Origin of the sequence: Enterocloster sp. 210928-DFI.2.20 (assembly GCF_020554465.1) — a bacterium.
Classification (GTDB): Bacteria; Bacillota; Clostridia; order Lachnospirales; family Lachnospiraceae; genus Enterocloster; species Enterocloster bolteae.
Genome location: NZ_JAJCHK010000026.1, coordinates 20,508 through 33,501, shown reverse-complemented (window position 1 = coordinate 33,501; position 12,994 = coordinate 20,508). Strand labels below are relative to the sequence as shown.

Below are 12,994 nucleotides of genomic sequence, written 5' to 3'. Positions count from 1 at the left end.
TGGGCGCTCCCTGATAACCTTTATTCCAGTATATTCACCCGCCTGATGAAAATGAACCTGTTTTTACTCCATGCTCAGAACGTTATAATCCCGTACCGCATCTTCTATGATGTATTCCAGGTATTCATACAGGATGGCGGGATAGCAGTACTCCTTCCACATGGCGTATCCGGGCTGCTTTACTGCCTCCTTCACCACCTCATATGCCCTGCCTGCGTAACACGCGGCATTGATGTCGCCGTATACCTTTGCCATCTGCTGTTTCTCTGATTCTGTCAGCTTCACAAATACGCTGCCCGTCTCCTCCTCCGCAGAGTTCTTCATGGCGTCATAGGCCTGATTATAGAATATCCTCTTTAAAACAGGCGGACTGTATGTGTCGAAGTTCAGCAGGTTCTCATCCGTGCTCTTGTTTTTCCTGGCCCATTTCTCCATATCCACCTTGCGTGAATAGTAATAAAATGTCTCATCTTCCATGTAATCCAGCACGCCGTACTGGCAGGGAGGCGTGGACAGGGAGCTGGTGACCACCTCATAGATACCGATGTCATTATTTCTCATGAAGTGCTGCACATGCAGGTGTCCGCTGAGAAACAGCGGGATATTCTCCCCTTCCAGCATCTGAATAAGCTCCTCACTGTGCTCGATGGTACAATCATCCGCATATACCTTGCTCTCCTCCAGCAGGTTGTGATGGGCAACCGGAAGAAGAATCACGCTGTCACGGGCCGCCTGCTTAAGCTGTTCCTTTATCCACTCATAGGTCTCTGTCTTTATCATTCCCCCTACCTTGTTGCGGGGTTCATACTGGCAGGTATCCAGCATGAGCAGGCGCATAGACGGTCCCAGGTCATAGGTGTAACTGAGGGAATTGGCATCCCTGCTGCTGGCCTCCGAGTATCCGAATTCCTTATATATGCGCTCAAAATCCTCCGGTGCGGTAGGTTCCGCCGGGTACCGGTCTCCCCCGGAATACACGGAGGCGCTTGGGTTGTTAATATCATGGTTGCCCGGTATAACCAAAACCGTGATACCGGCTTTCTCCACCTCATCCAGCTTTTTCGCCAGTTCTTCATGGCTCTTCTTTTCCCCCTGAAGACTTAAGTCTCCGCTGATAATCAGGGCATCCGGACTCAGCAGCTTAATTTCCTCCAGTGCGGCGTCTGTGATCTCCCATACATAATTGGTCAGTTTTCCATCGCCGTGCTCTACCATAGACTGAAACATATCCCCCCGGTCCGTCAGGGATTCTGCCAGATAATGTATATCCGTCATAAGGATAATGCGTTTTCCTCCAATCAGAGGCTCTGCCTTTGTCTCCTTTTCTACATCAGGAAAAGGCTGTATCTGCGAAGGCGCAGGATGGGTGGGCTTTTGCAGCTCTGTTTCCTGAACTGTCTCCTGAACCGTTTCCTTTGTCTGCTGTTTTCCAGTGGTGGGCTCCACCTGCTTTCCAGCCTGTACGCTGCACCCTGCCATGACTCCAGCCATTAAGATTGCTGTCATGATTCCCGTTACCCTTGTTCTTCGTCTCATTTCCTTCCTCCGGCGTCACCCATATTGTCTATTTAACCCCTGACACAATATCCCATATATCCGCTGGCTCAAATCCCAGCTTCCAGCAGGCAACTCCTGCCAGGTCAAACTCCTTAATCAGGTCAATCTTAAGCTTCATGGAATCCTCCTCTTCCATCCATATATACTGCTGTCCGCTTCCGCTCACAGTCTCGCCGTAATACTGCCCCAGCAGCTTATCCCAGGTAAGCTCCACCTGGTTTTCCTCCACCCACTGCCTGGCATCTGATATGCCATATGCCTTGGAAGACGTCTTGCCCTCATTTACAGTCCACACTCTGGTATAGAAGGGGACCGCATTGATGACCTTTTCCTTGGGAACCTCTTTCAGGGTATTCTCAATGCCCTCCCTCACATAGGGAATAGAGGATACGGAGCCGGCTTCTCCTCCCGCATAGTGTTCGTCATATCCCATAACAATCACGTAGTCAGCCACAATTCCCTGCTCCTTCCTGTTGTAAAACGCAGTATAGGAGGACGGTACATAGTTATCCACGGACAGCACAAGTCCCTTATTGCGGCAGGCAACCGACATTTCCCTGATGAACTGCACATAATGTGGTCCTGCCTCCGCCTTAAGGCTCTCAAAATCCAGGTTGAATCCGTCAAAGCCATAGGTATCCGCCTCATTCATCAGTTTTTCAATGAGCTTTTTCCTGGTACTGGTGGAGGACATCAAAGTCTTTGTATTAAGGTTCTTGATACTTTCCTGGGTGCTCACATTCTCCACCATGGCCCACACCTTCAGTCCCATGTCATGGGCCTTATCCACGTAATCCTTACTGGCCAGTGATGTGTAGGTTCCATCGCTGGACACCACATTAAACCAGGTGGGCACTATCACATTCATCCCCCTGGCATTGGACGCATAGTCCTCAAGAGTATTATTTCCCTCCTGCCGTGTGACCTGATGAAATCCCAGCCTTACTTTCCCGTCCATGGAAATGCTGGTATATACAGGCGCCTCAAAGGTGCTGACAGGTGCAATCTGCTCTCCTGCCTCCAGCTTCCGGTTCTCCACATATCCGATGTAACCGTCCGCGGTCCTGACCCTGGACCACTTGTCCATGGTCTCCAGCACATCCACAGTCTCTCCTGCCGCTGCCTCCGTGATAATCTGGCTCTTCACACCGCCCTTCACTCTGACCTGGCCTGTCTTTTTCAGCACTGCCGTGTCATAGGGCTGCCAGGATGTGTCAATAAACACCCGCTTAATCTGGCTTGTGGCAAAGGCCTGCGTGCGGATATCCGTATAATTTACCACAACTCCAAGAGACAGGTACATTCCATCCTGTGTGACCTTAAAGAGAGGTCCCTTCTCGCCCTGGGTACTTTCGTCCGCATACACAATGGATTCAGGCAGTGCATACACAAGCAGTTTTTCGCCCTCATCCCAGTAAAAGCGCTCGTTCAGATGTTCATTTACCCAGTCCACAGGCAGGTATACCTGGCCATCCTCGTAGATTCCCTTCTCCTCCTGCACCTGGTTATCCAAAATAAGGGCCACCTGGCCGCCCTTAATACCAAATACCCTGCTCTTATCCGCCAGCTCATTGCTGGGCATGTATTTCTTGGCAAAAAACACTCCCAGACCACTGCCTGCCAGGATAAATATGAACAGCAGAACCAGCACCGTGATTCCGCAGCCGTGACCTTGTCTTCTTCTGCTCATCCTGTCCTCCAGTTTCCTAATGATTGTTTTTATTCTACCACAAAACAGAGTGTATGTACCAATTATTTGCTTACAATTTACAGTCATTATGGAGGCAACAGGCACAAAAGCCCGGTATGCGCCGCCTTGCTTTGGCTGCACAGGCTGAGACGGTACTCATGGCGGCGGCATAATCCGGGCTTTTGTTATCTGATTTTATTGCCTGTTTATGAATCCTTATCTTTTTTCTCTTTGGGAGGGTCGCTGAGATACACTTTGTCAAATCTGATTTCCTTCAGACAGCCCTGTTCGGCGCCGACATAGTCTCCCATATAAAAGCCTCCGTCTTCTCCCATCTCGAATATCTTTTCCCATTCCTTTTCCGGGCACTCGACTCCGTCAATGGTAATCCGGACCCCTTTGTTCTTGTATCTCTTCAATCCGTCCAGATAGGTTCTCTGGTGTTTCTTCCGGTCTCCATACTCGACATTTCTTATCATACCGATAAGCCCTCCCCTATTACCGCGGGACAGCCGGACGGCAGCACCAAGGAGTTGTTTCCGTGACATACTTTTGTGCGCCATTCCCTTCTGTCTCTTTTTTCTTCACAAAATCCTCTCAAACCACTGCATGGTTTTATAATCCACTGAAAAAGCATCTACTGAAAGAGGAACCCTGACCAGAGAAATCCCAAACTGCCTCTCTATCTGTTTTCTGGTGTCCTCGCTGCCAAAGGCAGCTGTATATATCCACCCTGCTCTGCGTCCTTCCTCCTCTGATAAAAGCTCCAAAAATGCCTCCAGCTTCCATTCGCTCAGTGCCGCCATGACAATCTTCACTTCACACCTGAGCCACTCCGCCCTGATGGATGGTCTCAATTCTCCAAAATCAATTATGATTTCGTCATATATTCCACCCAGACAGGACGCCAGTATGCTGGGGTCCCCCTGCATATAATATGTAACCCCGAAGATTTTGTATCTGTAATCCGCAGAATCCGCCTGCTTTACGGAACCGGCCTGGCATATATCCTTCATGGTTTTCCACGCGCCATGGTCGTTCCACTCAATTACCGCAGTCCTGCGCTGCAGGGCACTGGCCATATAATTGGCCGCCAGGACGCTGAGATGAGTCACCCCTGTTCCCCGTCCTGTTCCTGTGATTCCGACAACCCTGCACCCTTTCGCAGGCTGCCGGCTGTGTTTAAAATGATTTCTCTTAGAAAACCCCATGATTTTAATAAGCCTCTTTTTCGGTTCCATCTCCTGCCGCTGACGGCTATGGCAGACCACAGCGACTGAAAAAAGGCTTCTTCTCTTTTCTGTCTGAAAGGATTTTCATACTCCGGCGAAACAAACAGCTTTATTCCCTTTAAGGCCTTGTCTGAGCTTGTCATGGCCTTAAGTTCCTTTTGGCATATGGTCCGTGTCCCCCGGAATACAAGCACACGGTTCCCATCACACCGGCCCGCCCATGCCTGATTCATCCAGGATATGTACTGCCTGATGTACCGGCCGTCCCAGGCGCTGGCGCTGCCTGTCCCTAATAAATCTGCCTTCCCTGCCTTTAATTCCAGCTCCGCCTGCTGCCAGTCTGTCCCATAGTCTTTTACTATGATATCAAATCCTGTCCCCTCATCCAGCTTTACGGCAGGCCCATACCACGGCTTCAAGCAGCAGCCGTTCATGGTATAGATTCCAAAACGGTCCGGACGCATACCTGCCCTGCGGGCCATGGTGTCCACTGCCCGGGAGGCGTTATGTTCCTCATACAGCGCCCGGTATCCGTTTTTGTTCAGAAAACATACCAGTCCAAAGGCCAAATGTGTAGTGCCCGTCCCAGCCTTCATTCCGGTCACAAGCAAAATATGAGATGGTATTGTCTTTTGTTCCTTTTCTTCTGTCAGCTTCCTGGTACACAGCGCCTGAAGCGCATCCTCCACCTCATCGGCGGAAGCGTACCGTTTCTCCATATTGGAGTCCATGCATTTTCTGATAATCCGCTCAAAGACCTCCGACAGGGCGGCAGACTGTCCGGCCTCCTCTCTCAGGGTTCCGGCTGTCATAAAACGGAGGACTGCACCAATGGCATAAATGTCGGTCCTTTGATCCAACATACGGTCAGAAGCATACTGTTCAGGAGCCGCGCAGCCCACTGTACCGAATCGCTTTGGGGCAATGTTTGCCCACCGGCAGCCTGCGGCATGATCAAAATCAATCAGCTTTACGGTGCCGTTGCAGATAATCAGGTTATTTGGTTGTAAATCTAAATGTAATATGGGTAATTCACACGCAGAATGCATGTAAGCCACAAGCCCGCAGACCTGCATCCCGTAACGGACTGCCTCTGCCTCTTGAATAGGCCCCTGATTCGCAATCAGGGCATATAGAGAATATCCTTCAAGATATTCCTCGATTAAATAAAAAAATTCAGAATCTTCTTCTAAATCATAGATCATGGGAATCCCAGGATGGCGCAGTTCTTTTAGCACCAATGCTTCCCTTCGGAAAGTGTCATAGTCGGCATCCCTCTTAGAAATGCGCTTTATGGCCCTGTATTCCTCCAGGCCAATGTGCACTGCCAGCCATACGGTTCCTGCCCGGCCTGTTCCCAATTTGTGCAGCAGACGGTATTTGCCAAATAAAATGGTATTCCTTATTCACCCCTCCTTCGTTACAATATCATCTCATATCCCAATTTTACCCTTTTCTTTGTCACCTGTCTATGGTCGTTATATCTTCCATGGCTTTTCATATGCTATTTATACAACCTGAAAACATCCTGCGGCACGATATTTTTTAAATTTTTATGAAATGATTGATATTTCCACCTGTAATGTAGTATATTTAAAGTGTAGAAGTCTACTTTCGGCCTGAAGTTTCCAAAAATGTCCTGGCCCTAAGCAGATGTCACCACATTTGACACAGAACAGGAAGTGATCCTAATGAAGATAGAACGTATCAATGAAAACCAGATTCGCTGTACATTGACCAGCTTTGATTTAAGTGCGCGCAACATAAACCTGGTAGAGCTGGCTTATGGAACAGAAAAAGCCAGGAAGCTGTTCCGGGAGATGATTCAGAAAGCATCCAATGAAGTGGGCTTTGAGGCGGAGGACATTCCTCTGATGGTTGAGGCGATTCCGCTGTCCAGCGAGAGCATTATGCTGGTCATCACTAAAATCGAAGATCCGGAAGAACTGGATACCCGTTTTGCCAAGTTCTCACCTTTCACGGACGACAACCAGAATTCCCTTGTGTCGCAGCTGGCCAGCGAGTTCCTGGAGGGTGCTCCGGATTCCCTGAACTACCTGGAGCCAGGTTCCGTGGAACAGGTTGGGGATGAGAGCGGTACGGACGGTGCCTCTGAAGCTCCTGCCAAGAAGAATACAGGCTCCGTAGCCAGCAGCCGCATTTTCCGCTTCAATAGCCTGGACCGCATAAGCGAGGCTTCCCGGGCCGTATCCGGAATCTATGACGGCGTTAACACGCTGTATAAGAAGCCCGGAACCAGACAGTATTATCTCATTGTAAAACGCCTGGACTGCGGGGACCTGGATTTCTCCCGCGTGTGCAACATATTGGCAGAGTATGCCACCAAGCTGTCAGGGGAATCTGCCAGCGAGGCATATTTTAAGGAGCACTACGAGGTCATCATTCAGGATAACGCCCTTCAGAATCTTGCCAGGATTTAGGAGCTAAACATATTGAACGATTGAAAACACCCCTGAGGCCGTATCGACCCAGGGGTATTATTTTGCCTTAAACGATTTCATGCTGATTGGAATTAGATTCCCTGAAAGCCCGGAACAGTTACTTAAAATATGCCGGGTACTGGTCTCTGAACATCTGCTCGTTCAACATCCACCTGTTCAGATGGAGATCCATTGTCTCTGCGGCCAGCTTTTTATCGCGGCTCCGTATTGCCTCCAGCAGTTTTTTATGGTCCTCAATTATCTTATGGTCCTTAACCGCTGCCACGGACAGGCTGCGGATCCTGTCATAGTGAATCGCCAGCCTCTGGCTCATCTCATAGGTAAGCTCCTTGCGGCAGATGAAAAACAGCTTCCGGTGCATCTCATTGTCCAGCTCCAAAAGCTTCCGGGATGAACCTCCCTCCAGATAAAACTCCTGGAGCCTGATATTCTCATCCAGCCACTGCAGGTCCTCTTCATCCGCCTGTCCGCAGACCAGCTCAACAGCCGCCTTTTCCAGGACCAGACGCAGAAAGCGCGCCTCCTCCACCAGATCCACATCAATCAACGCAATGCGCATCCCTCTCTGGGGGAATATCTCAATGATTCTGGATTCCTCGCTGAGCTGTATGACTGCCTCCCGCACGGGTGTGCGGCTAATGCCAATCATCTGCGACATTTCCACATCGTTAAAGGGCGCTCCCGGTTCCAAATCCAGAGATATGATGTTCTCCCGCAAGGTCCGGTACGCATACTGTCTGGCAGTCTCTCCATGTCTCTTTTCCTCTATCTTCATGGGTAAAACCTCCTAATACCAGTTCCCAGGGCCTACAGGGACTGTATCTCCTTCCAGACATCATCATCCATGTAAATCCCCAGCCTGTCATGCTCCTCATGGAACCGGGCGCTTCCCTGGCCCGGCGCCCTGACGCTGACGCCTTCCTCCGACGGGGCCGAGCTCTTTACATACCGGACAGCTGTATCCACGATTTCTTTCATATGGGCATCCGTGGTGGTCCTGCCGGGATCCACCACAATCATGACCTGGGAACAGCCTCCGCAGCTGCCGTATCCCTTCTGGTCCATGCCGGCTGCCCCTATACCGTCCGTGAGCACGGACCCCAGGATATCCAACATAAACGAAAAGGCCGATCCCTTCCAATAACCCACAGGCAGCACACGGCGGGACTGCTCGATGGTGCCCGGATCGTCCGTCAGATTGCCCTCATCATCAAATCCGCCGGGATAGGGCAGTTTCTCCCCGGCCAGCCGGGTAACCTGCAGCTTTCCGTAGGAATACTGGGACATGGCCATGTCCAGCTGGAGAGGTTCTCCTCCGTCCGCAGACGGCACAGCCATGACAAAGGGGTTGTTGCCCAGACGGCATTCCCTGCCTCCCCATGGCGGCATACAGGACTCTGTATTGGTCCACATAATTGCCGCATACCCCTTTCTTGCAGCGTACAGCCCGTAGGTGCCGCCCCGCATCCAGTGGGTGGTATTCCTGATTCCCACCATGCCGATGCCGTACTGATCCGCCAGCTCCATGGCCCGGTCCGCGCAGTACAGGGCGTTCAGGACGCCGGGCCCCATGTTTCCATTATAAACCCGAAGGGCGCCAAACTCCCGCTCCAGGGAAGGCTCAGCATTTACGTCCACCCAGCCTTTCTGAATGTAATTTACAAACCTGGCCACCCGGTTGGTGCCGTGAGAATATACCCCGTCGTAGGTAGTCTCCGTGTGAATACGGGCGCAGGTCTCCGCCTTTTCCTCAGACATCCCGTATTTAACCAGCACCCTCTTAATCTCACTCTTAATTTCATCAAAGGTTAATCTCATGGCACCCATCCTTTCCTTCTGTATGCGCCTATCGGTTCTGCTTACAGATAGCCTCCCACAGACCATTTAAGTAGCATGCCCCCATGGCTCTGTCATAAAGACCGTATCCCGGCATGGACACCTCTCCCCAGACAGCCCTTCCGTGGTCAGGGCGCATGATTCCGTCAAAGCCAATGTCGTACAGCGCTTTCATTATCTCATACATATCCATGCTGCCGTCTGCTGAGAGATGGGCAGCTTCCTGGAAATCTCCAGGAGCATTATACTGCAGATTGCGCACATGTGCAAAGGGAATCCTTCCTTTTAAGGACCGGATAATATCCGGGATGTCATTTTCCGGATTGCTTCCCAGGGAACCGGTGCACAGGGTAACGCCGTTAAAGGGCGAGTCCACGGCTTTCATCAGTTTGAGAAGCCGCTCTTTGCCGGTGATAATCCGGGCCAACCCGAATACGGGCCAGGCCGGGTCATCCGGATGTATGGCCATCTTAATATCATACGTTTCGCATACGGGCTGGATTGCCTTAAGGAAATACACCAGGTTGTCAAAGAGGCGGTCCTCATCCACATCCTTATACATGTCAAACAGCTCTTTTATGCGCGCCATACGCTCAGGCTCCCAGCCGGGAAGTTCAAACCCGTTGGACTTTTCTCCCATGGACTGGAACATATTTTCAGGGTTAATCTTATCAATCTCCTTCTGGTTGTAAGCCAGCACCGTGGAACCGTCCGGACGCTCCTTAGCCAGATCGGAACGTGTCCAGTCAAAGACCGGCATGAAATTATAGCACACCACTGTAATTCCGGCCTGACCCAGACGCTCCAGAGTCGTTATGTAGTTGGCAATATACTGCTCCCTGTCAGGAGTTCCCACCTTAATAGCATCGTGTATATTCACACTCTCAATTCCCAGGACCTTTAATCCGCTGGCTTCCACCTGTTCCTTCATCTGAAGGATACGCTCCATAGGCCAGACCTCCCCGGCCGGAATGTCATACAGGGTGGTAATCACGCCTTTCACGCCCGGTATCTGCCTGATTTGCTCCAGAGATACAGAATCCACACCCTCCCCGAACCAACGCAATGTCATATCCATAACTAATTTCCTCCTTGAAATATATACAGTACTTTGTGCTTCTCCGGTTTTCCGGAAATAAATATTTTAATATACTAATATATTACTCTCTCGATAACACTCTGTCAATACCGGCAAACACAAAAAAACCCGGCCCAGTCATATATCCCCTGAGCCAGGTTCCTCCAATCACTGTTTCAGATTATCATCAGGCTTTGGCTGACAAAATTTCATTAATCTGAGAAACAAGTGTATCACAGTCTATACCGTGTACCATACAGGCCTCTTCCAGAGACTCTCCTTGGGATGCCGGTCAGCCAAGGCAATGCATTCCGGCACGCATCAGGATTGGTGCAATGCTGTCATCTACCTGGATCAACTGTCCGATGAGCATGTCTTTACTAATTTCCATTATCGTGTCCTCCTTCTATTTCTGCTATCAGTATACCCAATTATTCGGTTTACCACGCTTCTACCATCATAATACGTTTTTCGACATTTTACAAGTCCAACATGGACTTACATATTTTTCATATTAACCATAATTATCAAGGCTTGTTAAAAAATATTATCACTATGCCCTCTTGACGTGTATACAATGTGCATAATATAATAAGTGTTGCAAAAGCAACAGCATATATCGGGTTTTTTTAGTAGACTATGGATGTCCGGTAAAACCGGTATGGCTGTGAAACATTTGGTTAACAATAGTTTTTATATATAGGTTCACGCATTTCACAGGAGGAAAAGTCTATGAGAACAGAGTGGAACACATTTAAAGGCGGTGTATGGCAGCGGGAAATCAATGTCCGCGACTTCATTCAGAAAAACTACACCCCCTATGACGGCAGCGACGAGTTTCTGGAAGGTCCTACCCGGAATACAACGGAGCTCTGGAACCAGGTCATGGAGCTGTCAAAGAAGGAACAGGAAGCCGGCGGAGTCCTGGATATGGATACCAAAATCATTTCCACCATCACGTCCCACGGCCCAGGATATTTAAATAAGGACAAGGAAACTATCGTAGGCTTTCAGACCGACAAACCATTTAAGCGTTCCCTCCAGCCTTACGGTGGTATCCGCATGGCTATGAAGGCCTGCCAGGACAATGGATATGAGGTTGATCCTGAAATTGTGGAATTCTTTACCAAGCACAGAAAAACCCATAATGCAGGTGTATTCGACGCCTACACCCCTGAGATGAGGGCATGCCGTTCCAGCCATATCATCACAGGCCTGCCGGATGCCTATGGACGCGGACGCATCATCGGTGATTACCGCAGAATCGCCCTTTACGGTGTGGATGCCCTGATTCAGGAGAAAAAGGAAGAAAAGGATTCCACACGCACCATTATGTACTCCGATGTTATCAGAGAGCGCGAGGAACTGTCTGAGCAGATCCGGGCGCTGGAGGATTTAAAGGAGCTCGGAAATATCTATGGGTTTGATATCTCAAAGCCGGCTTGCGATGTCAGGGAAGCCATCCAGTGGACCTACCTGGGCTACCTGGCCGCTGTCAAAGAGCAGAACGGCGCAGCCATGTCGCTGGGACGCACCTCCACCTTCCTGGATATTTATGCTGAGCGCGATTTAAAGGAAGGACGCTATACAGAGAAAGAGATTCAGGAATTCGTGGACCACTTCATCATGAAGCTGCGTCTTGTAAAGTTTGCCAGAACGCCGGAATACAACGAGCTGTTCTCCGGAGACCCCACATGGGTTACGGAATCCATCGGAGGAATCGGCATTGACGGCCGCCACATGGTGACCAAGATGTCCTTCCGTTATCTGCACACCCTTCAGAACCTGGGCACTGCCCCTGAGCCAAACCTGACCGTACTGTGGTCCACAAAGCTTCCTGAGAATTTTAAAAGATTCTGTGCCAAGACCTCCATTGAGTCCTCCTCCATCCAGTATGAGAACGACGATTTAATGAGGGTGACCCACGGCGATGATTATGCCATTGCCTGCTGCGTATCCAGCATGCGCATCGGCAAGGAAATGCAGTTCTTTGGCGCCAGGGCGAATCTGGCCAAGTGCCTGCTCTACGCCATCAACGGCGGTGTGGATGAAATCAGCGGAAAGCAGGTAGGTCCTAAATACCGTCCTGTGACCACCGAGTATCTGGATTTTGACGACGTGATGGACAAGTACAAGGATATGATGAAATGGCTGGCCAAGGTATATGTCAACGCCCTGAACATCATACATTACAATCACGACAAATACAGCTATGAAAGACTGCAGATGGCGCTCCACGACAAAAAGGTGACCCGCTGGTTCGCAACCGGCATTGCAGGCCTCTCCGTTGTTGCAGACTCCCTGTCCGCCATCAAATATGCCAGGGTCAAGGCGGTGCGCAACGATAAGGGCATTGTGACTGATTATATTGTGGAAGGCGACTTCCCTAAATATGGAAATAACGACGACCGGGTAGACCAGCTGGCAGCAGACCTGGTGCACACCTTCATGAGCTATATAAAGGGCAACCACACCTACCGCGGCGGTATCCCCACCACTTCCATCCTCACCATCACCTCCAACGTGGTGTACGGAAATAATACGGGCGCTACCCCGGACGGCAGAAAGGCCGGACAGCCCTTTGCGCCGGGCGCAAACCCCATGCACCACAGAGACAGCAGAGGCGCAGTGGCATCCCTGGCTTCCGTGGCAAAGCTTCCGTTCAGGGACGCCCAGGACGGTATCTCCAATACCTTCTCCATCATACCGGGCGCTCTGGGCAAGGATGACCAGATTTTCATGGGAGACCTGGAAGTGGAGCTGAACGGCTGCGGAGGCGGCTGTGAAGCACCTACCCTTTTTGAAGGGCTGGATTCCGAGGCCGATATCGAGGAATCCTGATAAGCAGCATATAAACCATTTACTTGAGAAAGAGAGGATTCATATTATGGTAAAAGCAAGCGAATCACAGATTGATAACCTGGTGGCTCTGTTAGACGGCTATGCCCAGGAAGGCGGACACCATCTGAATGTAAATGTATTCAGCAAGGAAACCCTTTTGGACGCACAGGCCCACCCTGAAAAATATCCCCAGCTCACGGTCAGGGTTTCCGGCTATGCAGTAAATTTTAATAAGCTGACAAAGGCGCAGCAGGATGAGGTCATTTCAAGAACCTTCCACGGATCCATTTAAATCCTG

12 protein-coding genes are annotated in these 12,994 nt (G+C 50.3%); 3 read left to right on the top strand and 9 right to left on the bottom strand.

The window, feature by feature from the left end:
* Positions 1 to 63: 63 nt before the first annotated feature.
* The 5 genes from LI015_RS20075 to LI015_RS20055 form a co-directional block, all read right to left on the bottom strand.
* On the bottom strand, positions 64 to 1,536 hold the full coding sequence (locus tag LI015_RS20075) for a metallophosphoesterase (RefSeq protein WP_227126188.1): 1,473 nt from the start codon (positions 1,534 to 1,536) through the stop codon (positions 64 to 66).
* A 28-nt stretch (positions 1,537 to 1,564) separates the two neighbouring features.
* Positions 1,565 to 3,247 carry a glycosyl hydrolase family 18 protein gene (locus tag LI015_RS20070; RefSeq protein ID WP_117626743.1) on the bottom strand — a complete coding sequence of 561 codons (1,683 nt, stop codon included), beginning with the start codon at positions 3,245 to 3,247 and terminating at the stop codon, positions 1,565 to 1,567.
* 206 nt (positions 3,248 to 3,453) lie between these two features.
* Positions 3,454 to 3,726 (bottom strand): hypothetical protein, encoded by a 273-nt coding sequence (locus tag LI015_RS20065; protein WP_002566893.1) that lies wholly within the window; start codon positions 3,724 to 3,726, stop codon positions 3,454 to 3,456.
* A gap of 105 nt (positions 3,727 to 3,831) precedes the next feature.
* Positions 3,832 to 4,362: a hypothetical protein gene (locus LI015_RS20060; RefSeq protein ID WP_002566894.1), complete on the bottom strand. Its 531-nt coding sequence runs from the start codon at positions 4,360 to 4,362 to the stop codon at positions 3,832 to 3,834.
* Entirely contained in the window at positions 4,359 to 5,852 is a 1,494-nt protein-coding gene (locus LI015_RS20055) for a serine/threonine protein kinase (protein ID WP_319638737.1), read from the bottom strand. The genes LI015_RS20060 and LI015_RS20055 overlap by 4 nt, the downstream gene beginning before the upstream one ends.
* A 318-nt stretch (positions 5,853 to 6,170) precedes the next feature.
* Here LI015_RS20055 and LI015_RS20050 point away from each other — a divergent pair, with 318 nt between their 5' ends.
* Complete coding sequence (locus LI015_RS20050) at positions 6,171 to 6,920, top strand: adaptor protein MecA (protein ID WP_002566896.1); 750 nt, start codon at positions 6,171 to 6,173, stop codon at positions 6,918 to 6,920.
* A 118-nt stretch (positions 6,921 to 7,038) separates the two neighbouring features.
* On the opposite strand, the gene LI015_RS20045 is transcribed toward LI015_RS20050, so the two are convergent.
* The 4 genes from LI015_RS20045 to LI015_RS28850 all read right to left on the bottom strand — a co-directional run bounded on the left by LI015_RS20045 (position 7,039) and on the right by LI015_RS28850 (position 10,246).
* The gene (locus LI015_RS20045; RefSeq protein WP_227126186.1) at positions 7,039 to 7,716 is read right to left on the bottom strand and encodes a GntR family transcriptional regulator; all 678 of its coding nucleotides are present in this window, start codon (positions 7,714 to 7,716) and stop codon (positions 7,039 to 7,041) included.
* Between the two features lie 32 nt (positions 7,717 to 7,748).
* Positions 7,749 to 8,768: a 3-dehydro-L-gulonate 2-dehydrogenase gene (gene yiaK / locus LI015_RS20040; RefSeq protein ID WP_319638736.1), complete on the bottom strand. Its 1,020-nt coding sequence runs from the start codon at positions 8,766 to 8,768 to the stop codon at positions 7,749 to 7,751.
* Positions 8,769 to 8,787: 19 nt separating this feature from the next.
* Positions 8,788 to 9,855, bottom strand: a complete 1,068-nt coding sequence (gene uxuA / locus LI015_RS20035; protein WP_117626742.1) for a mannonate dehydratase — start codon at positions 9,853 to 9,855, stop codon at positions 8,788 to 8,790.
* Between the two features lie 187 nt (positions 9,856 to 10,042).
* Positions 10,043 to 10,246, bottom strand: coding sequence for a DUF1858 domain-containing protein (locus tag LI015_RS28850; protein ID WP_096039150.1), 204 nt, complete (start codon positions 10,244 to 10,246; stop codon positions 10,043 to 10,045).
* Between the two features lie 341 nt (positions 10,247 to 10,587).
* Here LI015_RS28850 and pflB point away from each other — a divergent pair, with 341 nt between their 5' ends.
* Together pflB and grcA3 are read left to right on the top strand one after the other, a co-directional pair.
* A complete protein-coding gene (gene pflB, locus LI015_RS20025) occupies positions 10,588 to 12,696 on the top strand; it encodes a formate C-acetyltransferase (protein WP_002566901.1) in 2,109 nt (702 codons plus the stop codon).
* A 46-nt stretch (positions 12,697 to 12,742) separates the two neighbouring features.
* Positions 12,743 to 12,988, top strand: coding sequence for an autonomous glycyl radical cofactor GrcA3 (gene grcA3 / locus LI015_RS20020; RefSeq protein WP_002566902.1), 246 nt, complete (start codon positions 12,743 to 12,745; stop codon positions 12,986 to 12,988).
* Positions 12,989 to 12,994 lie beyond the last annotated feature (6 nt).

Coding starts and splice junctions, on each gene's coding strand:
- uxuA (WP_117626742.1), bottom strand. CDS start 9,855: ATGGATATGACATTGCGTTGGTTCGGGGAGGGTGTGGATTCTGTATCT.
- LI015_RS20075 (WP_227126188.1), bottom strand. CDS start 1,536: ATGAGACGAAGAACAAGGGTAACGGGAATCATGACAGCAATCTTAATG.
- LI015_RS20065 (WP_002566893.1), bottom strand. CDS start 3,726: ATGATAAGAAATGTCGAGTATGGAGACCGGAAGAAACACCAGAGAACC.
- LI015_RS20070 (WP_117626743.1), bottom strand. CDS start 3,247: ATGAGCAGAAGAAGACAAGGTCACGGCTGCGGAATCACGGTGCTGGTT.
- pflB (WP_002566901.1), top strand. CDS start 10,588: ATGAGAACAGAGTGGAACACATTTAAAGGCGGTGTATGGCAGCGGGAA.
- LI015_RS20045 (WP_227126186.1), bottom strand. CDS start 7,716: ATGAAGATAGAGGAAAAGAGACATGGAGAGACTGCCAGACAGTATGCG.
- grcA3 (WP_002566902.1), top strand. CDS start 12,743: ATGGTAAAAGCAAGCGAATCACAGATTGATAACCTGGTGGCTCTGTTA.
- yiaK (WP_319638736.1), bottom strand. CDS start 8,768: ATGGGTGCCATGAGATTAACCTTTGATGAAATTAAGAGTGAGATTAAG.
- LI015_RS20050 (WP_002566896.1), top strand. CDS start 6,171: ATGAAGATAGAACGTATCAATGAAAACCAGATTCGCTGTACATTGACC.